This is a genomic window from Rhodococcus sp. DMU2021 (assembly GCF_019641445.1).
In the GTDB taxonomy this organism is placed as follows: Bacteria; Actinomycetota; Actinomycetes; order Mycobacteriales; family Mycobacteriaceae; genus Rhodococcus; species Rhodococcus pyridinivorans.
In genome coordinates, this window is record NZ_JAIFKB010000005.1 from 138,487 (window position 1) to 163,675 (window position 25,189).

The 25,189-nt window shown below is 68.3% G+C and carries 20 protein-coding genes; 4 read left to right on the top strand and 16 right to left on the bottom strand.

What is annotated here, in order from left to right; translation table 11 throughout:
* Positions 1–15: 15 nt before the first annotated feature.
* Complete coding sequence (locus K3M35_RS10700; RefSeq protein WP_037218093.1) at positions 16–879, top strand: DMT family transporter; 864 nt, start codon at positions 16–18, stop codon at positions 877–879.
* Between the two features lie 23 nt (positions 880–902).
* Here the strand turns inward: K3M35_RS10700 and K3M35_RS10705 are convergent, their stop codons facing one another.
* On the bottom strand, positions 903–1,796 hold the full coding sequence (locus K3M35_RS10705) for a LysR family transcriptional regulator (RefSeq protein ID WP_019291245.1): 894 nt from the start codon (positions 1,794–1,796) through the stop codon (positions 903–905).
* Between the two features lie 101 nt (positions 1,797–1,897).
* Between K3M35_RS10705 and K3M35_RS10710 the strand changes: the two genes are divergently transcribed.
* Positions 1,898–2,923, top strand: a complete 1,026-nt coding sequence (locus K3M35_RS10710) for a YeiH family protein (RefSeq protein WP_006552268.1) — start codon at positions 1,898–1,900, stop codon at positions 2,921–2,923.
* On the opposite strand, the gene K3M35_RS10715 is transcribed toward K3M35_RS10710, so the two are convergent.
* The 4 genes from K3M35_RS10715 to K3M35_RS10730 all read right to left on the bottom strand — a co-directional run bounded on the left by K3M35_RS10715 (position 2,910) and on the right by K3M35_RS10730 (position 5,892).
* Positions 2,910–3,242: a DUF202 domain-containing protein gene (locus K3M35_RS10715; protein WP_006552269.1), complete on the bottom strand. Its 333-nt coding sequence runs from the start codon at positions 3,240–3,242 to the stop codon at positions 2,910–2,912. The genes K3M35_RS10710 and K3M35_RS10715 overlap by 14 nt on opposite strands.
* Before the next feature lie 13 nt (positions 3,243–3,255).
* A complete protein-coding gene (locus tag K3M35_RS10720; protein ID WP_174556260.1) occupies positions 3,256–3,645 on the bottom strand; it encodes a YidH family protein in 390 nt (129 codons plus the stop codon).
* A gap of 25 nt (positions 3,646–3,670) precedes the next feature.
* Positions 3,671–4,126 (bottom strand): Rieske (2Fe-2S) protein, encoded by a 456-nt coding sequence (locus K3M35_RS10725; protein WP_006552271.1) that lies wholly within the window; start codon positions 4,124–4,126, stop codon positions 3,671–3,673.
* Positions 4,127–4,215: 89 nt separating this feature from the next.
* A complete protein-coding gene (locus K3M35_RS10730; RefSeq protein ID WP_220666401.1) occupies positions 4,216–5,892 on the bottom strand; it encodes an FAD-dependent oxidoreductase in 1,677 nt (558 codons plus the stop codon).
* Between the two features lie 166 nt (positions 5,893–6,058).
* Between K3M35_RS10730 and K3M35_RS10735 the strand changes: the two genes are divergently transcribed.
* Both K3M35_RS10735 and K3M35_RS10740 read left to right on the top strand, forming a co-directional pair.
* Complete coding sequence (locus K3M35_RS10735) at positions 6,059–6,871, top strand: acyl-[acyl-carrier-protein] thioesterase (RefSeq protein WP_220666402.1); 813 nt, start codon at positions 6,059–6,061, stop codon at positions 6,869–6,871.
* Positions 6,868–7,359 carry a histidine phosphatase family protein gene (locus tag K3M35_RS10740; protein WP_006552274.1) on the top strand — a complete coding sequence of 164 codons (492 nt, stop codon included), beginning with the start codon at positions 6,868–6,870 and terminating at the stop codon, positions 7,357–7,359. Before K3M35_RS10735 ends, K3M35_RS10740 begins: the two co-directional genes overlap by 4 nt.
* A gap of 148 nt (positions 7,360–7,507) precedes the next feature.
* Here the strand turns inward: K3M35_RS10740 and K3M35_RS10745 are convergent, their stop codons facing one another.
* The 11 genes from K3M35_RS10745 to K3M35_RS10795 all read right to left on the bottom strand — a co-directional run bounded on the left by K3M35_RS10745 (position 7,508) and on the right by K3M35_RS10795 (position 25,189).
* On the bottom strand, positions 7,508–11,479 hold the full coding sequence (locus K3M35_RS10745) for a DNA-directed RNA polymerase subunit beta' (protein ID WP_006552275.1): 3,972 nt from the start codon (positions 11,477–11,479) through the stop codon (positions 7,508–7,510).
* Between the two features lie 115 nt (positions 11,480–11,594).
* Entirely contained in the window at positions 11,595–15,101 is a 3,507-nt protein-coding gene (locus tag K3M35_RS10750; RefSeq protein WP_006552276.1) for a DNA-directed RNA polymerase subunit beta, read from the bottom strand.
* Between the two features lie 389 nt (positions 15,102–15,490).
* Positions 15,491–16,126, bottom strand: a complete 636-nt coding sequence (locus K3M35_RS10755) for a hypothetical protein (RefSeq protein WP_220666403.1) — start codon at positions 16,124–16,126, stop codon at positions 15,491–15,493.
* A 202-nt stretch (positions 16,127–16,328) separates the two neighbouring features.
* The gene (locus K3M35_RS10760; protein WP_220666432.1) at positions 16,329–16,919 is read right to left on the bottom strand and encodes a hypothetical protein; all 591 of its coding nucleotides are present in this window, start codon (positions 16,917–16,919) and stop codon (positions 16,329–16,331) included.
* 140 nt (positions 16,920–17,059) lie between these two features.
* A complete protein-coding gene (locus tag K3M35_RS10765) occupies positions 17,060–18,307 on the bottom strand; it encodes an MCE family protein (RefSeq protein WP_039958116.1) in 1,248 nt (415 codons plus the stop codon).
* Positions 18,304–19,623, bottom strand: a complete 1,320-nt coding sequence (locus K3M35_RS10770; protein ID WP_217580292.1) for an MCE family protein — start codon at positions 19,621–19,623, stop codon at positions 18,304–18,306. The genes K3M35_RS10765 and K3M35_RS10770 overlap by 4 nt, the downstream gene beginning before the upstream one ends.
* Positions 19,624–19,637: 14 nt before the next feature.
* On the bottom strand, positions 19,638–20,888 hold the full coding sequence (locus K3M35_RS10775) for an MCE family protein (RefSeq protein ID WP_006552281.1): 1,251 nt from the start codon (positions 20,886–20,888) through the stop codon (positions 19,638–19,640).
* Positions 20,888–21,886 (bottom strand): MCE family protein, encoded by a 999-nt coding sequence (locus K3M35_RS10780; protein WP_217579568.1) that lies wholly within the window; start codon positions 21,884–21,886, stop codon positions 20,888–20,890. The genes K3M35_RS10775 and K3M35_RS10780 overlap by 1 nt, the downstream gene beginning before the upstream one ends.
* The gene (locus K3M35_RS10785; RefSeq protein WP_024101683.1) at positions 21,883–22,962 is read right to left on the bottom strand and encodes an MCE family protein; all 1,080 of its coding nucleotides are present in this window, start codon (positions 22,960–22,962) and stop codon (positions 21,883–21,885) included. Before K3M35_RS10785 ends, K3M35_RS10780 begins: the two co-directional genes overlap by 4 nt.
* A complete protein-coding gene (locus tag K3M35_RS10790) occupies positions 22,959–24,332 on the bottom strand; it encodes an MCE family protein (RefSeq protein WP_006552284.1) in 1,374 nt (457 codons plus the stop codon). Before K3M35_RS10790 ends, K3M35_RS10785 begins: the two co-directional genes overlap by 4 nt.
* On the bottom strand, positions 24,329–25,189 hold the full coding sequence (locus K3M35_RS10795) for an ABC transporter permease (RefSeq protein WP_024101684.1): 861 nt from the start codon (positions 25,187–25,189) through the stop codon (positions 24,329–24,331). Before K3M35_RS10795 ends, K3M35_RS10790 begins: the two co-directional genes overlap by 4 nt.

Sequence of the window (25,189 nt, forward strand, 5' to 3'; positions counted from 1 at the left end):
GGACAGACTGACGAGATGGCCGACGATTCCCGCACGCACACCGTCGGCCCTGTCGTCGCGGTCCTCACCGCGGTGCTGTCGATGCAGTTCGGGGCGGCCTTCGCCGCGACCCTGTTCGACCGGGCTGGTGCTCTCGGCACGGTGACCCTGCGCCTGCTGTTCGCCGCCGTGATCCTCTGCGCGTTCACCCGGCCCCGGCCGTGGACGTGGACACCGGAACAGTGGCGGGCGGTGGTGACACTGGGCGCGAGTCTCGCGCTGATGAACACGGCGTTCTACGGAGCGTTGACGCGACTGCCGCTCGCCGCGACCGTCACCATCGAGTTCCTCGGCCCTCTCGGGCTGGCCGCGATCCTGTCCCGACGTATGCGCGACGCCCTGTGGGTGGTGCTCGCGCTGGGCGGGGTGGTCCTGCTCGGCGTCGGCGACGGTGCCGGGCTGTCCACCGGTCCCGATCCGCTCGGAGTCGCCTTCGCGCTGGTCGCCGCATCGGGGTGGGCCTGGTACATCGTGGCGGGCTCACGTGTGGCGACGACCCTGCCCGGATCGGCGGGGCTGGCCGGGGCGACGACGATCGCGGCCGTCGTCGTCCTGCCGTTCGGCGCGGCGACGGCCGGCACCGAGCTCCTCCGGCCCGGCCTCGTGCTCGCAGGACTCGCCGTGGCGCTGCTGTCGTCGGCGATCCCGTACACCCTCGAGATCCGTGCCCTGCGCGACCTGCCGAAGAAGGTGTTCGCGATCCTCATCGCGCTCGAACCCGCCGCCGCAGCGCTCGCCGGCGCTCTGGTGCTGGGGCAGGTCGTCGAACCTCTCGCCCTCGCGGGTATCGCACTCGTGGTGGTCGCGGGGGCTGGTGCGTTGCAGCACTCGCGCGCGTGACCCGGCGCCGGATGTAAGCCAGGTCAGCGGGTACGGGTGATCAGTCGGACCAACTCCCCCGCCGGACCGGACAACACCCGCGGCGGCCTCCAGACCGCGCGGAGCACACGCTGCAGGTCGAGTCCGTCCACCGCGACCGCGACGAGCCGGCCGGAGTCCAGATACTCCTCCACCGCCAGGGTGCTCAGCACCGCCGGGCCCGTGCCCCCGAGCACACTCGTGCGGACCGCGGCTCCGCTCCCGAGTTCGAGCAGCGGTGCGGCCCGGTCGTACTCCTGCAACGCGAGGTCGAGGGTGCGGCGGGTACCGGACCCCTCCTCGCGGACGACCAGTGGTGTCGCCGCGAATTCGGCCACGGTGAGCGGGCGCCGCCGCCGTGCCCACGGATGCTGCGGCGGGACGACCACGACCAGGCGGTCGCGTGCCACCGCGACACTGTGCAGTCCCTCCGGAACCGTCGGCCCCTCGACGAACCCGACGTCGCATCCGCCCTCGGCGACGACGTCACACACCCGCATCGAGTTGTGGACCTGCAACTGGATCTGGACGTCGTCGCGGAGCGTGCGGAAGGCGCCGAGCCACCGCGGGATGAGGTGTTCGGCGACCGTCATCGACGCCGCGACCACCAGTTCGGGTTGCTGTTCGACGCGCAGTGCTGCAGCGGCGTCGAGGAGGCGTTCCGCGTCGGCCAGGACCTCCCGCGCCCAGTGCGCGACCACCGTGCCCTCCGGGGTGAGCACCGAACCCGTGCGGCCCCGCCGCACGAGGACCGCGCCGAGTTGCCGTTCGAGTCGGCGCAGCATGCGGGTCGCGTTGGGTTGGGCGAGACCGGCCGCGCGGGCCGCGGCGCCGAGCCCGCCCCGGTCGTCGACCCCGACGAGCAGTTCCAGAGCGACGAGATCCGGCCAGCTGGTCATGCACGAACGATATGCCGCACTCGCCACTCATATCCATTCGATATGAGCTCATGTCCGATCGACGGCTGGTGCGGACACCGCTGCGGCGGAAGAGTCGAGGCATGCTCACCGTCCACGCGCCCGTGTCCCGGCCCACCGTCGTCCCGGGTCTCCTCGTGGCCGCGGCGGGCGCGGTCGTCGCACTGGGAGCGGCGCACCTGATCCCCGGGACGAGCCCGTTGCTCGTCGCGATCGTCCTGGGTGTGGTCGTGGCGAATATCGGTCTGCCCGCACCGGTGGTCGGCCTTCTGGAGCCGGGCCTGGGTACGGCGTCGAAGCGTCTCCTCCGAGTGGGCGTCGCTCTTCTCGGCGTGCAGCTCGCGGTCTCCGATCTCGTCGACCTCGGGTGGGGCACAGCGGTCGTCGCGGCGACCGTCGTCGTCGCGGGTATCGGCGGGTCGCTCGCCTTCGGCCGGTGGCTCGGGGTGGGCTGGACCCAGCGCCTGCTCATCGCGTGCGGTTTCTCGATCTGCGGAGCCGCGGCCGCGGCGGCGGTCGACGGTGTGATCGATTCGCGCAAACGCGAACTCGTCACCACCGTCGCATTGGTGGTCGTCTTCGGCACCGCGATGATCCCGCTCGTTCCGCTCGCCGCCGGGATGCTCGGGCTGACTCCCGGGACCGCCGGCCTGTGGGCGGGTGCGGCGATCCACGAGGTCGCCCAGGTGGTCGCGACCGGCACCGCCCTCGAGGCCACCGCCGGTGGGGTGCTCGCCGCGGCGGTGACGGTCAAGCTCGCGCGGGTGGCACTGCTGGCCCCGGTCGTGGCGGTCGTCGGGGTCGTCGCTCGGCGGCGCGGTGAGGACCGCCGCGACGAGCGCACTCCCCCGATCGTGCCGGTCTTCCTGCTGGGTTTCCTCGCGTGCGTCGCACTGCGCTCGACCGGACTGCTCGATCCGATCGTGGTGGAGGCTGCGGGGACGGTGCAGCGCACGCTGCTGACCGTCGCGATGTTCGCCCTGGGCGCGGGGGTGCGCCGGGAAGTGCTCCGCGGCGTCGGATGGCGTCCGATCGCGCTCGCGGCAGCGGCGACCGTCTGGGTCGCGGCGATAGCCCTGATCGGCGTGTTGTCACTCAGCGGGCGGTGACGATCAGGACGGCCGACGAGATCGCGAGCACCACGACCGTGGCGGAGACCGCGACGTTGCGCCACCAGAAATAGGGCGCGCGACCCGCGACCAGACCGCGCACTCGCGCGCGGTGACCGATCCGGGAGGCGAGCAGCACCGCCAGCACGGGCACGAGGCAGATCAGGCCGATCGACGCGACCACGGCACCCGGACCCGGCACGAACCGCATGAATCCGAGCACCACCGCACCGAGCACCGAGGCGGTGCGCAGCCACGCCAGACTCGTCCGTTCGGGCTGCAGACCGACGTCGCCGTGCCGCAGATCGTCCCGGCTCACGGTGCGGCTCGTCTCACCGGGCGATCGCGACGGCGAGCACGACCCCCGAGACCCCGAGGGCCACGGCGAGCAGATAGGCCACCCACGGCACCGGGAGTGCCCGTCCGGTGCGCATCGCGTGCTCGACGCGGTGCCAGCGGATCAGCGCGAACACCGTGAGCACAGCGGCGAATCCGAGCAACACGCACGCCAGCACCGTGCGGAGCCCCTCCGACACGATGCCGCCCGCGAAGGTCTCCAGCGCGACCGCCGCGGCGATGACGCCGAGCGCGGTCCGCACCCACGCGAGGAAGGTGCGCTCGTTGGCCAGCGTGAAACGAGGGTCCGGGTCCGTACCGTCACGCAGCGCCTTCGGGCGCCAACCGTGCAGCGCCTTCGGTCGCCGGCCTCCGCTGGTCTCCACGGAGCGGACTCTATCCCCGGACCGATCAGCCCACGACGAGATCGGACCCGCGGGCCGCCACGGGACGGGTCTTCAGCGGCCGCTTCGCCGGTCCTTCGACCGGCGCGCCGTCGAGGTCGTACCGGCTGCCGTGGCACGGGCAGATGATGCGATCGTCCTCGACACCGCTGAGATTGCAGCCCTGATGGGTGCAGATCGCGATGAACGCGCGGAAGTCGCCCTCTGCGGGCTGGGTGACGACGAGCCTCTTCGATTCGAGCATGACGCCTCCGCCGACCGGCACGTCCGCGACGGCGGCGACGACCTCCGCATCGGGTCCGGGAGGCGCCGTCGTGGTCGGTGCGGGCACCGCCGATCGCGCCTCGCCGGTGTCGCCGGACGATCCGCAGGCTGTAAGGGCCGCGCCGGCCGCCACCACACCGGCGCCGCCGATGAGGGTGCGGCGCGTGAGCGCCGTGCGGTCGAGGTTGTCGCTGCTCATGCACATGTCCGTTCGGGTCGGGATTCGGTTCTCCCGAGCCTATCGACGAACGTCCGGGCAGGCCGCGACCTGCGTCACCCGCGGCTGTGTCAACGACGCAACGAGGCGAGCAGCGGAAGACGGCGTCGGCGACGACCGAGTTCGACGAGGCTCTCGCGGTCGGTGATCTTGACGCGCGGCCGACCCTGGGCTCGTCCGGCCTGCCGCTCGGCCGCGTCGATGGTCTTCCAGCCGTCCAGGTCCACCCGATCGGGCCTGCGCTGTGCGAGCAACCAGTTCAGCGCACGACGGTCGCCGCGGGGAGCGGCGAGTGCACCGGAGTCGAAGTCGGCCAGCAGCGCGGCGACGGTCTCCTTCGCGCATCCCTTGTTGGTGCCGATGACGCCGCTCGGGCCGCGCTTGGCCCACCCGGTGACGTAGACGCCGGCGTCCACACGACCGCCGGTGTTGGGAACGACCCCGCGGACGTCGTCGAAGGGCACACCCGGCAGGGGAACGCCGCGATAGCCGATCGACCGGAGTACGAGCGTGGCGGGCAGGTCCTCGAAACGGCCGGTGGGTCGGGCGGAGAGACGACCACTATCGTCGACGAGTTCGGTGCGTTCGATCCGCACGCCGGTCACGTGGTCGTCGCCGAGCAGTTCGCTCGGCGCGGCGAGGTACCGGAAGACGATGCGGCGGTGCCCGGGACGGACGGGCCGGCCGGCGTACTCGCTGGCGAGACGGACGCGCAGCGCGGTCGCCGCGTCCTCCTCCACGGCCCGGGCGCTCACCGGATCGAGTTCGAGGTCGGCGTCGTCGACGACGACGTCGACCCCGGTGAGGTCGCCGAGGGCGAGGAACTCCGGATTGCTGTACGCGGCCTGGGCCGGGCCGCGCCGGCCGAGCAGGACGACCTCGCGGATGTTGCTCTTCCGCAACGCCGTCAGGGCGTGGTCGGCGATGTCGGTGCGCGCGAGTTCGTCGACGTCCATGGTGAGTATCCGCGCGACGTCGAGGGCGACGTTGCCGTTGCCGACGATGACGGCGCGTTCGCCGGACAGATCGAAAGTGCGGTCGGCGTAGTCGGGGTGGCCGTTGTACCAGGCGACGAACTCGGTGGCAGCGTGGCTGCCGGGCAGGTCCTCACCGGCGACCCCGAGGCGGCGGTCGGACGACGCACCGGTCGCGTAGATCACGGCGTGGTGGTGCTCGAGCAGTTCGGCGTGGGTGATGTCGCGACCGACCTCGGTGGCAAGGTGCAGGGCGAACTCCTCGCGCCGGAACGACCATTCGAACGATTCCGTGACCGCCTTGGTCCCCGGATGATCGGGGGCGACACCGGCGCGCACGAGGCCGAAGGGAGTCGGGAGCCGGTCGAACATCTCGACCTCGACTTCGGAACGTTCGAGCAGTTCCTGGGCGGCGTAGCAGGCCGCGGGGCCGGCGCCGACGATCGCGACCCGCAGCGTTCCACGATCGCGCGGAGGCGCCGGGGTGGGCACGAGGGGCTTCCACCCCTCCGGCGCCGGGTGGTCCTCGTACCAGGCCGCGTTGATCTCGGCGAACCGCATCTGGGAGGGATCGAGCTTGTCGTCGGGCAGGATCGCCTCGACCGGGCACGCGTCGGCGCAGGCGCCGCAGTCGATGCAGGTCTTCGGATCGATGTGCAGCATCTCGGCGGTGGCGAACTCGGGCTCGTCCGGCGAGGGGTGGATGCAGTTCACGGGGCAGACTGCGACGCAGCTCGCGTCGTTGCAGCAGGTCTGGGTGATCACATAGGCCATGGGAAGGGTCCTCGGCAGCCGGGCGGAGCGTCCGCGAATTTCATGTAACGATCCGTAACAGTTAATTCGACTGTAGCGGCTGTCGCCATGGGTTCGCAAGAGAACCTGCGACCGCCTACCGAAACTGCGAGAATCGCACGATCGGACATCCGACCCGGGGGGACACATGGCCACGTCGACGCCGAGCACCGATCTGCCTCGGACGCGACCGCTGACGGAACTGCCCGAGCAAGCGAACCCCTTCTCCACCGAGCGCACCGTCCACACCGGCGACGTCGACACCGGTAAGCGACTGCGGCTCGACGGCATCGCCCGCTATCTCCAGGACATCGGCACCGACAACCTCGCCGCCGTCGGCGCGTCCGAGACCGACCCGCTCTGGATCGTCCGGCGCACGATCGTCGACGTGCACCGCCCCGCCGAGTACGGCCGCACGCTCCGGCTGCGACGTTGGTGCGACGCCCTGTCGACGCGGTGGGCGAACGTGCGGGTCCGCTTCGATGACCCCGGCGACGCCCCGGACGGCCCGCTGATCGAGACCGCGGCGTTCTGGATCGACATCGGTCCCACCACCGGCGCCCCCACCCGGATCAGCGACGGCCTGTTCGAGCACATGGCCCGCTACGCGCACGACACACGCCTGAAGTGGACGGCGTGGCTGCCCGCTCGCGCACCCGACGAGGTCGACGACGAACGCGTCTTTCCCCTACGCGCCACCGACCTCGACCCGTTCGGGCACGTCAACAACGCCGTCTACTGGCACGGCCTCGAGGAGCTCCTGCCCCTCCGGCCGGACATCCCGGACGCGCCGTACCGGGCGGTGATCGAACACCTGCGCCCCGTCGCCGCCGGCGAGACCCTCACACTGCGGACGACCCTGCGAGAGGACGGACTGACGGTCTGGTTCACGGTCGAGGATCACACTCGCGCGGTCGCGTGGATCGGCCGGAAAACGGACGCTCTACGGTGGACCCCATGACCCGTACCCTGATCTTGCTGCGCCACGGCAAGTCCGCGTACCCGGACGACGTGGACGATCACGAGCGTCCCCTCTCCCCCCGCGGACGCCGCGAGGCCGGACTCGCCGGTCGCTGGATCCGGGCGAACCTGCCCGAAGTGGACGCCGTTCTGTGCTCCACCGCGACCCGGACGCGCAAGACACTCGCCGAAGCAGCCGTGGAGGCTCCCGTCGAGTACCGCGACAGCCTGTACCACGCCGATCCGGAATCCCTGGTCGCCGAGATCCGAAGAACGGCCGACGACGTGCACACCCTGCTCGTCATCGGGCACGAGCCGACCCTTTCCGCGACCGTCCTCGGGCTCATCACGGATCACAGCACCGACGCTGCCCATCAGGTGGCCGAGAAGTTCCCCACCTCCGCGATCGCGGTCCTCACGGTGAGCGGATCCTGGTCCGAACTGTCGCGAGGCACCGCCGAACTCGTGGACTTCCACATCCCGCGCTGACCCGCGTCCCGAGCGACCCACCCCGAGCGGAACTGCCACGGGACGCTCGCACGCACGCCGTGACGGCGTCACCGTCGAGAACAAATGACGAAGGTCCCGCCCCCGAAGAGAAGAGGGCGGGACCTTCGTCGTCTACTACGGCAGCGAACTACCGGTAGTCGTTGGAGTAACCGTAGTCATCCAGCGGCACTGCAGCGCCGGTGTTCTGGCCGAAGCCGTCCGGCGAGTAGTACTGGTCGTCGTACGCCGGGATGGCGTACGCGGCCGCACGGGCCTCCTCGGTCGGCTGGACCTCGATGTTCCGGTACTTGTTGATACCGGTACCGGCGGGGATCAGCTTACCGATGATCACGTTCTCCTTGAGACCGATCAGCTTGTCCGAGCGGCAGTTGATCGCCGCGTCGGTGAGCACGCGAGTGGTCTCCTGGAAGGACGCCGCCGACAGCCACGAGTCGGTGGCCAGCGACGCCTTCGTGATACCCATGAGGACCGGACGGCCGGCAGCCGGCTCGCCACCCTCCTGAACCACACGACGGTTCGCAGCCTCGAACTCGCTGCGCTCGACGAGCGAACCGGGCAGGAACTCCGTCGAGCCCGAGTCGATGATCGTCACGCGACGCAGCATCTGACGCACGATGACCTCGATGTGCTTGTCGTGGATCGACACGCCCTGGCTCCGGTAGACCTCCTGGACCTCGTGGACCAGGTGGACCTGAACCTGACGCGGGCCCATCACGCGCAGCACCTCGTGCGGATCGGCAGAGCCCTCGAGGAGCTGCTGACCGACCTCCACGTGATCGCCGTCCGCGAGCACGCCCTCGGTGCCGTCGGCCTTGCGGATGACGTGCAGACGCTGACGCTTGGACAGCTTGTCGTACACGACCTCCTCGCCACCGTCGTCGGGGATGATCGTGATCTTGTAGAAACGATCGTCGTCCTCGAGACGGATGCGACCGGAGACGTCGGCGATCGGGGCCTTGCCCTTGGGGACGCGAGCCTCGAACAGCTCCTGGACGCGGGGCAGACCACCGGTGATGTCCTCACCGACGCCACCCTGGTGGAAGGTACGCATCGTCAGCTGCGTACCGGGCTCACCGATCGACTGGGCGGCGACGATACCGACGGCCTCGCCGATGTCGACGAGCTTGCCCGTCGCCATCGAACGGCCGTAGCAGGTCGCGCACACGCCGGTGCCGGTGTCGCAGGTCAGGACCGAGCGGACCTTGACCTTCTGGATACCGGCCTCGAGCAGCGCCTCGATCGCCGGGTCGCCGAGGTCGGAACCACGCTCGACGACGACGTTGCCGTTCGCGTCGACCGCGTCCGTCGCCAGCGTGCGAGCGTAGGTGCTGGTCTCGATGTGAGCGTCGCGCACGAGCTCACCGGTCGGCTGACCGGTCGCGTCGCGTGCGAGCTCGGCGATGGTCATCTCGATGCCGCGCGGCGTGCCGCAGTCGACCTCGCGGACGATGACGTCCTGCGAGACGTCGACCAGACGACGGGTCAGGTAACCCGAGTCGGCGGTACGGAGAGCGGTGTCGGCCAGACCCTTACGCGCGCCGTGCGTGTTGATGAAGTACTCGGCGACGGTCAGGCCCTCACGGAACGAGGACTTGATCGGGCGCGGGATGAACTCGCCCTTCGGGTTCGTCACCAGACCCTTCATGCCCGCCAGCGAACGGATCTGGGTCATGTTGCCCGCAGCACCGGACTTGACGATCGTGGGGATCGGGTTGTCGTCCGGGTAGTGCGCCTCCATGACCTGACCGACCTCTTCGGTCGCTTCCTGCCACAGCTTGACGAGCGAGTCGCGACGCTCGTCCTCCGAGAGCTTGCCTCGGTCGTACTGCCGCTGGATGGCGTCGGCCTGGGTCTCGTACCGCTCGAGGATGTCCTTCTTCTCCGGCGGAACGAGCACGTCCGCCATCGAGATGGTGACACCCGACCGCGTGGCCCAGTAGAAGCCGGCGTCCTTGAGCTTGTCGACGGTCTGCGCGACAACGATCATCGGGTACCGCTCGGCCAGGTCGTTGATGATCGCGGCCTGGCGCTTCTTCGGCATGATGTCGTTGACGAACGCGTAGTTCGTCGGCAGCAGCTCGTTGAACAGCACGCGACCGAGGGTGGTCTGCGTGGTCCACGGCTCACCGAACTTCCAACCCTCCGGGAACAGCTCGTTCTCGACGTCGCGCGGCGGACGCAGCTGGGTCAGGCGCACCTTGATCGGAGCCTGGACCGACAGCACGCCACGGTCGACGGCCATCTGGGCCTCGGCCGGCGACGAGTAGACGCCCTGCTCGGGCTCGTCGGCGGTCGCGGCCGTGTAGGCGCCGGGGGCGTCCTCGACCAGACGGGTCAGGTGGAACAGACCCGTCACCATGTCCAGACGCGGCATGGCGAGCGGGCGGCCCGATGCCGGCGACAGGATGTTGTTCGACGACAGCATCAGGATGCGGGCCTCGGCCTGCGCCTCCGCGGACAGCGGGAGGTGCACGGCCATCTGGTCGCCGTCGAAGTCGGCGTTGAAGGCCTCACACACGAGGGGGTGCAGCTGAATGGCCTTGCCCTCGACGAGCTGCGGCTCGAACGCCTGGATACCGAGGCGGTGCAGCGTGGGAGCACGGTTCAGCAGAACCGGGTGCTCGTTGATGACCTCTTCGAGGACGTCCCACACCTGCGGGCGCTGACGCTCGACCATGCGCTTGGCGGACTTGATGTTCTGCGCGTGGTTGAGGTCGACGAGACGCTTCATCACGAACGGCTTGAACAGCTCGAGCGCCATCAGCTTCGGCAGACCGCACTGGTGCAGCTTGAGCTGCGGACCGACGACGATGACCGAACGGCCCGAGTAGTCGACGCGCTTACCGAGCAGGTTCTGACGGAAGCGGCCCTGCTTGCCCTTGAGCAGATCGGACAGCGACTTGAGCGGCCGGTTACCGGGACCGGTGACCGGCCGGCCACGACGGCCGTTGTCGAACAGGGCGTCGACCGACTCCTGCAGCATCCGCTTCTCGTTGTTGACGATGATCTCGGGGGCACCGAGGTCGATCAGTCGCTTGAGGCGGTTGTTGCGGTTGATGACGCGGCGGTACAGGTCGTTGAGGTCGGAGGTCGCGAAGCGGCCACCGTCGAGCTGCACCATCGGACGCAGTTCCGGCGGGATCACCGGCACGGCGTCGAGCACCATGCCCATGGGCGAGTTGCCGGACTGCTGGAACGCCGCCACGACCTTCAGGCGCTTGAGAGCACGGAGCTTCTTCTGGCCCTTGCCGCTGCGGATGGTCTCGCGCAGCGACTCGGCCTCGGCATCGATGTCGAAGTTCTCGATGAGCTTCTGGATCGCCTCGGCACCCATGGCACCGGTGAAGTACTCGCCGTAGCGGTCCTGGAGCTCGCGGTAGATCATCTCGTCGACGATCAGGTCCTTCGGCTTCAGCTTCGTGAAGGTCGTCCAGATCTCGTCGAGGCGGTCGAGCTCGCGCTGCGCACGGTCGCGGAGCTGACGCATCTCGCGCTCGCCGCCGTCCTTGACCTTGCGGCGGACGTCGGACTTGGCGCCCTCGGCCTCGAGTTCGGCGAGGTCGGCTTCGAGCTTCTGTGCACGGGCCTCGAGGTCGGCGTCGCGCTGGTCGGCGACCGACTTCTTCTCGACCTCCATCTCGGCTTCGAGAGTGGAGAGCTCGTTGTGGCGCAGCTCGTCATCGACCGACGTGATGACGTACGCGGCGAAGTAGATGATCTTCTCGAGATCCTTCGGCGCGAGGTCGAGCAGGTAGCCGAGGCGGCTCGGCACACCCTTGAAGTACCAGATGTGCGTCACCGGAGCGGCGAGCTCGATGTGGCCCATACGCTCACGGCGGACCTTGGCGCGGGTCACCTCGACGCCGCAGCGCTCGCAGATGATGCCCTTGAAGCGGACACGCTTGTACTTGCCGCAGTAGCACTCCCAGTCCCGGGTGGGACCGAAGATCTTCTCGCAGAACAAGCCGTCCTTCTCGGGCTTGAGCGTGCGGTAGTTGATGGTCTCGGGCTTCTTGACCTCGCCGTACGACCAGTTACGGATGTCCTCGGCGGTGGCCAGGCCGATCCGGAGTTCATCGAAGAAGTTGACGTCGAGCACGTAACTTCCTTTCCCCTGTGCGGGTTGTATTGCTGCTAGTTGTCGCTATCGCTGCCGGGGCCCGACGCGGTACGCGCCCAGTGGTGTCGGGGTGCGTACCGCGTCGGCTCGGCTCCTAGTTCGCGAGGTCGTCGACCGTGGCCGACTCGTTGCGGGAAAGGTTGATGCCCAGGTTGGCGGCCGCCCGCTCGAGGTCCTCGTCGTCGCCGTCGGCCATCGCGATGGCCGCGCCGTCGCTGGAGAGGACCTCCACGTTCAGGCACAGCGACTGGAGTTCCTTGAGGAGCACCTTGAACGACTCGGGGATACCCGGCTCGGGGATGTTCTCGCCCTTGACGATCGCCTCGTAGACCTTGACGCGACCGACCACGTCGTCGGACTTGATCGTGAGCAGCTCCTGGAGGGTGTAGGCGGCGCCGTAGGCCTGCATGGCCCAGCACTCCATCTCACCGAAGCGCTGACCACCGAACTGGGCCTTACCACCGAGCGGCTGCTGCGTGATCATCGAGTACGGACCGGTCGAACGCGCGTGAATCTTGTCGTCGACCAAGTGGTGCAGCTTGATGATGTACATGTAGCCGACCGACACCGGGTACGGGAACGGCTCGCCGGAGCGACCGTCGAACAGCGTCGCCTTGCCGTCGGGGCCGACCATGACCTCGCCGTCGCGGTTCGGCAGCGTCGAGGACAGCAGACCCGTCAGCTCCTCCTCGCGGGCACCGTCGAACACCGGCGTGGCGATGTTGGTGTCGGGCTCGGCGGCGAGCATCTCATCGGAGAGGTTCTGCGCCCACTCGGGACGGCTGCCGTCGTCGGCCACCTGGATCTGCCAGCCGGCCTTGCCGATCCAGCCCAGGTGAGTCTCGAGGACCTGGCCGATGTTCATACGACGCGGAACACCGTGGGTGTTCAGGATGATGTCGACCGGGGTGCCGTCGGGCAGGAACGGCATGTCCTCCTGCGGGAGGATCTTGCCGATGACGCCCTTGTTGCCGTGGCGGCCGGCGAGCTTGTCGCCGTCCTGGATCTTGCGCTTCTGCGCCACATACACGCGGACGAGCTCGTTGACACCCGGAGGCAGATCGTCGTCGTCCTCGCGCGAGAACACGCGAACACCGATGACCTTGCCGTTCTCGCCGTGGGGCACCTTCAGCGAGGTGTCGCGGACCTCGCGCGCCTTCTCACCGAAGATCGCGCGGAGCAGGCGCTCCTCGGGGGTCAGCTCGGTCTCGCCCTTCGGCGTGACCTTGCCGACGAGGATGTCGCCGTCGCGGACCTCGGCGCCGATGCGGACGATGCCACGCTCGTCGAGGTCGGCGAGGACCTCGTCGGAGACGTTCGGGATGTCGCGGGTGATCTCCTCGGCACCGAGCTTGGTGTCGCGAGCGTCGATCTCGTGCTCCTCGATGTGGATCGAGGTGAGCACGTCCTCCTCCACGAGGCGCTGCGACAGGATGATCGCGTCCTCGTAGTTGTGGCCTTCCCACGGCATGATCGCCACGAGCAGGTTCTTGCCGAGCGCCATCTCACCGTTCTCGGTGCAGGGGCCGTCGGCGAGGACCTGGCCGGACTCCACGCGCTGTCCTTCGTCCACGATCGGACGCTGGTTCGAGCAGGTGCCCTGGTTCGAACGGTCGAACTTGCGCAGACGGTAGGTCTTGCGGGTTCCATCGTCGGCCATGACGGTGATGAAGTCGGCGGAGACCTCTTCGATCACGCCGCTCTTCTCGGTGACGATGACGTCGCCGGCGTCGACGGCGGCACGCAGCTCCATGCCGGTACCGACGATCGGCGACTCGCTGCGCACCAGCGGCACGGCCTGACGCTGCATGTTCGCGCCCATGAGGGCACGGTTGGCGTCGTCGTGCTCGAGGAACGGGATCATGGCGGTCGCGACCGACACCATCTGGCGCGGCGAGACGTCCATGTACTCGACCTGGTCGGCGGAGACGTACTCGATCTCCGCGCCCTTCTTACGGACGAGCACACGCTCGTCCGAGAAGCGGTTGTCGGAACCGATCGGCGAGTTGGCCTGCGCGATGAGGTAGCGGTCCTCCTCGTCGGCGGTGAGGTACTCGACCTCATCGGTGACGACACCGTCGACGACCTTGCGGTAGGGCGTCTCGATGAAGCCGAACGGGTTGACCCGCGCGTACACCGACAGCGAGCCGATCAGGCCGATGTTCGGACCTTCCGGGGTCTCGATCGGGCACATGCGGCCGTAGTGGGACGGGTGGACATCGCGGACCTCGAGGCCGGCGCGCTCACGCGACAGACCGCCGGGGCCCAGCGCCGACAGGCGACGCTTGTGGGTCAGGCCCGAGAGCGGGTTGTTCTGGTCCATGAACTGCGACAGCTGGGAGGTTCCGAAGAACTCCTTGATCGCGGCCACGACCGGACGGATATTGATCAGGGTCTGCGGCGTGATCGCCTCGACGTCCTGGGTGGTCATGCGCTCACGGACCACGCGCTCCATGCGGGACAGGCCCACGCGGATCTGGTTCTGGATGAGCTCGCCGACCGTGCGCAGACGACGGTTGCCGAAGTGGTCGATGTCGTCGACCTCGACGGGAACCTCGACGCCGCCGGGGACGGTCATCTTGTTCTCGCCCGCGTGCAGGCGCACGAGGTACTCGATCGTGGCGACGATGTCTTCCTCGGTGAGGGTGGACGCCTCGATCGGCTGGCCCGTGTTCAGGCCGAGCTTCTTGTTGATCTTGTAACGGCCCACGCGCGCCAGGTCGTAGCGCTTGTCCTTGAAGAAGAGGTTCTCCAGCAGGGTCTGCGCGCTCTCCTTGGTCGGCGGCTCGCCCGGACGGAGCTTGCGGTAGATGTCGAGGAGCGCCTCGTCGGTGCCCGCCGTGTTGTCCTTCTCGAGCGTCGACATCATGATCTCGGAGAACCCGAAACGCTCGACGATCTGCTCGGTGGACCAGCCCAGCGCCTTGAGCAGCACGGTGACCGGCTGACGACGCTTGCGGTCGATACGCACGCCGACGGTGTCGCGCTTGTCGACGTCGAACTCGAGCCAGGCACCGCGGCCCGGGATGACCTTGACGCTGTGCAGGTCCTTCTCGGTGCTCTTGTCGACGTTCTTGTCGAAGTACACACCGGGCGAACGCACGAGCTGCGACACCACGACACGCTCGGTGCCGTTGATGATGAAGGTGCCCTTGTCGGTCATCATCGGGAAATCACCCATGAAGACCGTCTGGCTCTTGATCTCACCGGTGTTGTTGTTGATGAACTCGGCGGTGACGAACAGCGGAGCCGCGTACGTCATGTCCTTGTCCTTGCACTCCTCGACGGAGGCCTTGACCTCGTCGAAGCGCGGATCGGAGAAGGACAGGGACATCGAACCCGAGAAGTCCTCGATGGGCGAGAGCTCGTCGAGGATTTCTTCCAGGCCACCGACGACGTGACCGTCGCCGCGCTCGGCAGCCTTCGCGCGCCAGCGCTCCGAGCCGATCAACCATTCGAACGAATCGGTCTGTAGATCGAGGAGCCCGGGAACTTCGAGGGGTTCGCGAATCTTCGCGAACGACACCCTCGTCGGGGCTCCGGGGATTCCGGCTACTGCCTTGGTCTGGCTAGAGACTGCCAAGATGCGTCCTTCCAGCACCTCACGCGGGCCGCTCCAACCGGTGCGACCGCCGCTGTACCTGCTTCTTCATGTGGGGCGTTTTCGCTGGTCGCAACCCGAACGAGAACCCCACCGACGCATCGAAACGGTCTCGCTCGAAAGAGCGAATTCCGACTCGACGATCAGAAGGTGAACAGGAGGCAGCCAGCGCAAAGAACTAACCTACACCTGAGTAGGCGAAATGTCCACAGGGGTGCCTCAAAGAAACCTGGCAAACGACCTCGAGCGGCTCACGAGGAAGCCTTCAGTCGAACAGGCGTACCGATAGAGTGACCGCTCGCGTCGCCTGCGTCAAGACTGCGCGTCCGGAACGATCCGCGCGTCGCGGCCGCGGACGCCCCCGGTGAGGGGGCGATCCGCAGCCGTCGTCACCGGTCGCGGATCTCCGAGACCAGCCATCGTCCGTCCGACTTCTCCATCCTCACCAGCAGCGGTGCGGCCGCACTTCCCTGGGCGATCCCGTCGCCGGTGGCGCTGACGTTGATGTAGGCGGCGACCTCGGCGCGGGTGTCGTCGATCATCGTCACGCCGATGTGCTCGACCATCACCTCGGTGACCGTGCGGGTGTCGATCGCGGCCTTCTTGGTGACGTCCGCGGTCGAGTCGAACTCCTCGAGCCGCTCCGGGGTCAGCAACTCCCGGATCCGGCCGAAGTCCTCGTCGATGGTGCGGTAGTCGTAGCCGTGCATGGTCTCGATCGCGACCTTCGCGGCCTCGGTGACCTCGCGTGTCTCCGCGGTGTCGACCCACGCGACGTTCGAGATCTCGGCGCCGGGGCGGAAGGCTGCGACCGCGGCGATCACCGCGAGCACCACCGCCACCGCACCGACGACGATCACCGGACGCCACCCACCGGAGGCACGCGACCTGCCGGCGTCACCGGCGGGAGGCGCGGGCGGATCAACCGGCTCGGCCGGAGACTCCGTCGGGTGCTCTGCGGGAGTTCCGTCGCCGGCCGCCGGGGCCGGCTTCTCCTGCTTCTCGTCCTGCTTGTCGAGCGTCACCTCGGAGGGTCGTGACTGCTCGGCAGAAGTTTCCTCGGCAGAGTTTTGCTCTGCCCGGGTCGGGCGTTCGTCCTCTGCAGGGGTCGCTCGAGGCGGTCGGGACGTGCCGGCGACCTTCGGCCGACGGCGCGGGGGCCCACTGGGGCCGGTCTTCCGTCGCTGCGGGGGCACTACACGTTCTCCTTCGTCGACTTGCCGAACATCACGGGCCCGCCTCGCCCTCGGGCGCGAGCGCCCCGGAACCCTCGGGCGCGGGCGCCCCGTCCGGTGCGGGCTGCGCGCCGGGATCGGGAGCCGGAGCACCGGGGACCGGTCCCGACTCCATCTCGACGGAGGCGAGCGGTTCGATGGTCTCGGCCTTCCACACGTCACCGTCCTTGCGCAGCGACACGAGCACCGGGACCTTGTTGGTCACGAAGTACTCGGGAGTCTGGGTGCGCACGGCCAGGACGACGAGCGCCTTGCCCAGGTCGTCGTCGGTGTTGAGTTCGGTGAGCGTTCCGAACAGCACCTCGGCCGACATGCTGGTGCCGGTCTCCGCGACCCGGGCCCGGATGTCCTCTTCGGTCGCCGCGAGATCGTTGCGCAGGGCGTCGCCGGTGATCGACGACCGCATGTTCTCGATCGACAGGTCGACGTCGTTCGCGTCGACGCTGTTCAGGTTGACGGCCGCCTGCATGGCTCCCGAGAGCGCGGCGTCGCGCGCCTCGGCAGCCGAACGGTCCACCAGGAGCGCGCGCCCCCAGCCGTAGCCGAACCACACCGCCGCCGCGAGGGCGACGACGGCGAGCACCGAGACGACGGCGAGGGCCGCCCTGCGTGCCCCGCCCGGCCCCCGCCCGTCCGCGGACGAGTTGCCGTCGGCGGAGGGGGGCGGGGTGGGCGGAGCGTCGGAGGAAATTGGTGCACTCACTCCACAAACCTACTAACTGCTCACTTCGGGGTGACTCCGAGCAACGGCGCGAGCTGCGTCGCGATCGGATTCAGGTTGAGCTTGTCGGGGTCCTTCTTCGGCTTGAAATCCCAGGGCTGGATCGTGTTCGGATCGGCGAAGACGATGCGGTTCGCGCTGCGCACGCCGGTGACACTGCCCTGCGGCACCTCGCACGAGGCGTTCGTGTTGAACGGGAAGTCCTGCTGGGTCTCGTCGAAGTTCGGATCCTGCGCGCGCATCTGCGCGAGGATCTCCTGCGTCCCCTCGTACCCGATGGTGCACGAAGGCGGATTGTTGGTCTCGAGCACGATGCCCTGACGCACCGCGCCGTCGCCCGGAGCGACCGTACTCGCGCTGCCCGCGACGGCGGGAAGGAAGGCCAGCAGCGGCTGCAGAGCGATCGACTGCGGGGCTGCCGCTTCCGCCACCGCCGCGAGGTTGGCGAGGTCGGTGGTCAGGCCCGGGCCGGAGCCCTCGATCAGCTGGGAGAGCTGGTCGCTCGCGTCGGTGCCGGTGTCGATCAGGCGCCGCAGGTCGGGGTCGCTGTCGCGGAGCTGCGCGGTCACCAGATCCAGATCCGAGCTGAACTGCTGGATCGCCGACGACTGGGCGGACTGCGTGTCGAGCACCGTGAGGCTGTCGCGGATGAGCGTAACGGTCTGCGGCAGGTATTCGGTGCCCTTCTCGCTGAGACCGGCGAGCGCGTCGACGAGCACCTGCAGGTCGTCGCCGCGGCCGTCGAAGGCCGCGCCGAGCTCGGTGACGACGGTGCGCAGCGGCTCGAGCGGAACCGAGTACACGAGGTCGTTCGTGCTCAACAGCAGGTCTTCGACCGGCGTGGGCAGATCGTCCTCGGTGCCCTCGATGACGGAGCCCTGTTCGAGATAGGGGCCCTCGTCGTTCGGCGGCTGCAGATCGACGTACTGCTCACCGATCGCCGACCGGTTCGCCACGACGGGACGCGCCGACGCCGGGATCTGCGGTCCGCCGTTGTCGAGGCGCAGTTCGACGTTGATTCCGTCGTCCGTGAGGCTGAGCGCCCCGACTCGACCGACGGGCACCCCACGATAGGTGACCTCGGCGTTCGGGAAGATGCCACCGCCGGTGGGGAACCGCGCGTCGACGGTGTACTGGCCGAAGCCCATGAGGTTGTCGAGCCGCACGTACCGGGCACCGACGAACACGATGCCGAGCAGAGCGATGACCACGAACAGCGCGAGCTGCACTTTCACCAGGCGCGATCTCACTGCCCACCCCCGAGTCCGAGCTGATTCAGCAAACCTTCCAGCGGCCCCGGCGGCGGGGCCTCGTCACCGTCGGTGCCGGTGCCGGTATCGGTGTCCGTACCGGCCTCGGTGACCCCCGGGATCTCGATGCCGTCGGGCAGCGACACCCCTTCGGGCAGGGTCACACCGGGCAGACGCGGAGTAGGAAGCACCGGCAGCAACGACACGGTGGGCCAGCCCGGGGCAGGTCCGTTCCCGTCGTAGTACGGGTTGGACGGGTCGACGAGCGGCTTCGGATTGCCGAACTTCGGCTGGCGGTAGACCGGGTCGCCCTGGCCCACACCGAGCGCGGCCAGCGCATCGCCGATCTGCAGGTCGACGAGGAGGAAGAGGTTCACCGAGTTGCCCAGCGCGACCTTCTCGACACCGTCCGGGAACGGCACCGTGGGCACGAAGGAGAGCGCCTCGACGAGATCGTCGCCCGACGCCGCGAGTGCCTGGAGGGTCGGGCGCAGCGCCAGGAGATCGGCGATCAGATCCTCCTTGGACTGATCGAGGACGTCGACACCTGCGGTGCCGAGCCGGTCGAGCTGGCCGAGCAGCTGGGTCAGCTGCGGCCGCTGTTGCTCGAGCACCTCGGTCGCGACCGGCAGTTCGTCGAGCACGGCGGCGATCTTGTCGTTCTGCTCCGCGACCCGCACCGTGAGCTCGTCGAGTCCGTCGAGCGCCCGGGTGATGTCGTCGCGTTGCTGTTCGAGACCGGTTATCAGGGTCTCGGCCTGCTCGATGAGGCTGCGCGTGGTTCCCTCGCGGCCGTCGAAGGCCGTCGACAATTCGTTGACGATCGGCGCGAGCTGGCCGACACCGCCACCGTTGAGCAGCAGCGACAGCGCGCCGAGCACCGGTTCGAGTTCGGTGGCGTGCCGGGTGCGGTCGAGCGGGATCACGTCGCCGTCGGCGAGCCGGCCCGTCGGGGGCTCGTCCTCCGGAGGCGTGAGCTGCACGAACTTCTCACCGAGCAGACTCGACTGTTCGACGCTCGCGAGCGCGTTCGCCGGCAGGTCGACGCTCGAGTCGAGCACGATGCCGACGTCGGCGGTCCATCCGAAATCGGATGCGACCGAGATCGATTCGACGCGCCCGACCGGCACACCGTCGACCTTCACGCTCGACTGCGGAACCAGGTCGAGCACGTCGTCGAACTGGATGGACAGACGGATCGGATCGCTACCCACGTCGGCGCCGCCGGGCAACGGGACGTCGGACAGACCTCCGCACCCCGTGACCGTCACCGCGACCACGCACGCGGCCGCTCCGAAGACACCTGTGCGGCCCATCCTCTTCGCGCCGCTCACCGATCTCCTCCCCGGAGGTCGAGCCGAGGCGAGACCACGCCGGGCACCGTGCCCGGGGTGACCTGCCGCTGGATGTTCTCACCGCTCAGGACACCGAACGGCAGGATCAGATCCGGGGACCGCTGGTCCTCGGTGATCTGCGTGGCGACGTCGCGGCACCGGTCGATCAGCGGCTGCATCTGCCGGCCGAGCTGCTCGAAACGCTCGTCGCCGGGCACGAGATTGCCGAGATCGATGAGCTTGCACACCGCTCCCGCAGGGTCCTGCAGGTCGGGCAGCACGAGCCGCGATGCGAGCACACCTGCTTCGGCGTCGTACGAGTTGACGAGGTTGCTCACCGCGAGCGGGAGCAGCGTCAGCGAATTCACGAGTTCCTGCCGGCGGTTAGCCAGGGTCTCCGTGATCGGCACGAGTGCGTCGACGTTGTCCTTCACGGCCGCCTGGTTGTCGCGCACGAACGTCGCGACGTCGCCGAGCGTGACCGACAGCGTGTTCAGCGCCTCACCGAGGTTCTGCCGCTCCCCCGCCAGGAATCCCGACAGGTCCGAGAGCTGCGCATTGAACTGGCGCACCTGCTCGTCGTTGGCCGCGAGAGCACTGACGAACACCTGCAGGTTCTCGATCGTGCCGTAGAGGTCGTCGCGCGACTGGTCGAGCGTGCGCGCGGCGGCCGACAGGTTCTCGATGCTCTGCCCGAGGGCCTCACCGTTGCCGGCGAGGTTCTCCGCACCGACTTCGACGAAGTCGGTCAGCGCGCCCTCGCGGTTCGCGCCGTCGGGACCGAGCGCGCGGGAGAGCTCGTCGATGCTCGCGTAGAGCTCGTCGACCTCCACAGGGGTGGCGGTGCGCTCGCGGTCGATCACCGCACCGCTGCTCATCGTGTCGCCACCGGTGTAGGCAGGGGTGAGCTGTACGTAACGGTCGGCGACGACCGACGGGGTGATCTGCACGGCGCGGGCGTCGGCCGGGATGTCGACGCCGCGGTTCACCCGCAGACCGACCTTCACGAGGTCGCCCTGCGGTTCGACGGAGGTCACCTTCCCCACCTCGACGCCGAGCACCCGCACGTCGGAGCCCTCGTAGATGCCGACGGCATTGTCGAAGTAAGCGGTGATCTCGGTGGTGCCCAGTCGGGCGAACAGCCACCAGCCCGCTCCGGCCAGGGCCACTGCGACCGCCACGACGGCCGCGATCAGCGCGATGCGCCCGCGATTGCTGCGGGACTCGCCGTTCTCGGCGTGTGCCATCAGTTGCCCCCTTCCAGGCGGCGACCGGGCTCGCGGTAACCGGGGATCTCCGGCAGGCCCGGCGGGGTCAGGTTCACGACGACCTGGTCGAACCACCGGCCGTTGCCGACGACGTTGGTGTAGACACGCACGAACGGCTCGTACAGCTCCATGGCCCGATCGAGGTTGTCGTTGTTTTCCTGGAGGACGTCGACGACGCCGCGCAACTGCTGCAGGGCGGGACCGATGGTCTCGCGGTTCTCCTCGACGAGCCCGGAGAGCTCGGCCGACAACCGCTTGGTGCCATCGAGCAACTGGGAGATCGCCTCCTGCCGATTGTTCAGTTCCGCGACGAGCAGCGCACCGTCGGAGAGCAACCGGTTGAACTCGGCGTTGCGGTCGGCGAGCACCTTCGAGACATTGCCGGTCGCGTCGAGGAGCTTCTCCAGCTCCTGGTCACGACTCGCGACGGTCTCGGACAGGCGGCTGATGCCGTCGAGCGAGGCCCGGATGTCGTCGGGTGTCTCCGAGAACGCCTCCGACAGGGTCTGGAAGCCGGTCGCGAGCTGCTCGGAATCGATCTCGCCGAGGGTCGTGGCCGCCGACGAGAACGCTTCGATCACGTCGTACGGCGCGACCGTCCGGTCGAGCGGGATCCGGTCGTCCGGGTCGAGCACCTCCGTACCCCGCGGCTCGAGTGCCAGATACTTCTGTCCGAGGATCGTCTTGATCTGGATGGAGGCCGCCGTGTCGTTCCCGACCCATGCGTCCTGGACCTTGAACGAGACGATCACGCGGTCGCCCTCGAGGTCGACTCCGGTGACCTTGCCGACCTTCACGCCGGCGATACGCACCTCGTTGGTGGGTTTGAGACCCGCGGCCTCGCTGAACTCGGCCTCGTAGGTCGCGCCCGCCCCGATAATGGGCAGTTCGTCGAGGAAAAAGGCGGACAGTGTCCCCAGCAGCACCACGACGATGCCCAGGGCACCGGCGGCGGCCGGACTGCGACGTTTGCTCATCGTCCCTGCAACTCCTGCATCCCCTCTTGCGAGCAACGCTTCGCCGCATTCGTGTAGATGGGTTGGTTCACGGTGGGCAGCCCCGTCGGCAGATTCAGATACGGGACCGAACCGGGACCTGCGATGATGTCGATACCGCACAGGTAGAACTGGAACCACGAACCGGAGCTGGCCACGCGCCCGAGCTTGTCGAGCTTGACCGGCAACGTCTCGAGGACGCGGTCGACCTCGTCGCGGTTCGCGTTGAGATTCGAAGTGACCTGTTCGAGCGCCGTGATCGACTGTGCGATCGACGGGCGGGTGGGCTCGAGGACGTCGGAGACCGCGTCGGTCAGCCCCGCCATCGACGCCACGGCCGAACCGACGGTCGCCCGGTCGGCCGACAACCCGCTGACGAGTGCCTGCGTGTTGACCAGCAGCGAATCGAGCTGCTCGTCGCGCTGGTCGATCGTGGCCAGGACGGTGTTGAGGTTGTCGATCACCGCACCGATCACGCGGTCCTTGTCGGCGATGGTGTTGGTCAGCGACGCGGTGCTGCGCACCAGATCGTCGATCGTTCCGGCCTCACCCTGGAAGACCTGGATGATCTGGAACGAGAGCTTGTTGACGTCGTCGGCGCTCAGCGTCTGGAACAACGGCCGGAAGCCGTCGAAGAGCGTCGTGAGGTTCACCGCCGGCTTCGTACGCTCGATCGGGATCGTATCGCCGCCCGTGATCTTCTCGCCCTGCGCGCCCTCACCCTGACCGAGCGCGATGTAACGCTGGCCGACGAGATTGCGGAACCGGATGGTCGCGGTGGCACCGGCCGGGAGCCAGTCGCGCTCCTCGAGCGAGAAGGTGACCCGCGCCTGCCGTTCGTCGAAGACCGAGATCTCCTCGACCTGCCCCACGCGGACACCCGCGATGCGGATGTCGTCGCCCTTGTTGAGTGAGGTGACGTCGGAAAAGATCGCGTGGAACTTCGTTCCTCCCCCACCGCCGACATTGGCGATGGTCGCGGCGAGGACACCGGTCGCGAGGACGGTGACCACGGCGAACACGATGAGTTTGATCAGGGGTGCTGCGAGACCTCTCACTGGAAGCTCACCTCCGTACCGCGGATCGCCGGAGCGCCGAGCCGGGTGGTCCAGGACGGGACCTCCTCGGGGTCGACACCGGTGGCCTGTCCGTAGATGACGTCGAGCGTGTCCTGTTCCAGACGCGAGCCGGCGTACGAGACGGGAGTCGCGCCGCCGTCCGAGGTGCCGATGATCTCACCGACGTCGTCGGGGACGCCGGATCCTGCCGGGGCAGGGAAGAAATCGATGGTCTCGGGGCCGGGATTACGCGACGGCACCTGGTACGAACCGTCGTTGATCGAACCGCCCGGATACTGCGGGAAGTTGCGGCCGGGCGCGGTCACGTCGTCGTAGCAGGCCGGTCCGCGATCGTCGAGCAGACGCGGTTCGTCCTGGTTCGGCAGGTAGCGGCCCTTCGGGTTCGTGAACTGGATGTTCGCGCGCACACCCGGGAACGGATCGTCGGCCGCGAGCAGATCGACGGCGGCCGGCTTCGCGTCGGCGAATCCCTCGAAGGTGCACGGGAAGGACGGCGAGTAACGGGCGAGCAGCTGCAGCGCCTCCTTCGAATCGGCGGACAGCGTGATGATCGAGTTCGAGTTCTGCTCGATGAAATCGGCCGTCTGCGACGACGCTCCCGTCGCGCTCGCAAGCAGCGTGCGGATCTGGTTCTGCTGTTCGACGACCGTGCCACCCGTCGTGCGCAGGTTGTTCAGCGCCTCGACGAGATCCGGTGCGGCCTCGGAGTAGGTCTGCGAGAAATCGGCGAGTCCGCGCAGATCCTCCTGCAGTGTGGGCAGTTCGCCGTTCACCTCGCGGAAGATCTGTTCGAGGTCGTCGACCGTCTGTCCCAGCTTCTCGCCGCGTCCGCTCAGTCCCTGGGCCAGGGCGCCGAGCGTGTTGGCGAGGTCCTGCGGCGGGACGGCCTCGAGGAGCGGGAGCAGCCCGTCGAGCACGTCGCCGAGTTCGACGGTGCGCTCGCTCGTGTCCTGCACCAGCACATCGCCGTTCGTGACGGGACGCCCCGGATCGTCGGGGATGATCAGCGAGACGTAGCGCTCACCGAAGAGGGTCTTCGGCAGCAGCTGTGCGGTGGCGTTGACCGGGATCAGTTCGGCCTTGTCGGGGTCGAGCGCAAGATGCGCGGTGACGTCGCCGCCTTCCGCGCTCGTTCCGCGGACCTCGCCGACGAGCACACCGCGTGCCTTGACGTCGGCGTTGAGCGGCAGGGCGTTGCCGATGCTGTCGGTGCGGAGGTCGACCTTCACGACCTTCGTGAACGTCTTGTTGTACATCGCGATCGTGACGTACAGGAACAGCGCCAGCACCACGAAGAAGATCAATCCCAGGGTGCGGCGACGCAAGGGCGAAGTGGTCGTGTCGCTCATCCGGCCACCCTCACCGTGGTCGTCGTGCCCCAGATCGCGAGGCTGAGGAAGAAGTCGAGGATCGCGATCGTCACGATCGCGGTACGCACCGCGCGGCCCACGGCCACCCCGACGCCGGCGGGACCGCCGCTGGCGTGGAAACCGTAGTAGCAGTGGATGAGGATGACCACGAACGCGAAGACCAGCACTTTCGCGAACGAATACAACACATCCTCCGGTGGGAGGAACAGATAGAAGTAGTGGTCGTACGATCCGCTCGACTGGCCGTTGAACAGCGTGCTGATCGTGCGGGTCGCGAGATAGGCCGCGAGGAGACCGATGATGTACAGCGGGATCACGGCGACGAAGCCGGCGATCATCCGGGAGGTCACCAGGAACGGCAGCGACGGCACGGCCATCACCTCGAGGGCGTCGATCTCCTCGCTGATCCTCATGGCACCGAGCTGTGCCGTGAAGCCGCAGCCCACGGTCGCCGACAACGCGAGCGCCGCGACGATCGGGGCCAGTTCACGGGTGTTGACGTAGGCCGAGAGGAAGCCGGTGAGCACCGACGAGCCGAGCTGCTCGAGCGCGGCGTAACCCTGCAGACCCACGACGACGCCGGTGAAGCCGGACATCATCGCGATGACGCCGATGGTGCCACCGATCACGGCGAGTGCACCGCTGCCGAAGGTGACCTCGGCGAGCAACCGCAGGACTTCCTTGCGGTAGTGGGTGAGGGTTCGCGGGGTCCACGCGACGGCGCGCGCGTAGAAGGACATCTGGTCCCCCGCGCGGTCGAGCACGTTCAGCGGTGCGCGCACCGCTCGGCGACCCCGGAGAAGAACGAGATCTCCGCGGCCTCTGGAGACTGTCAT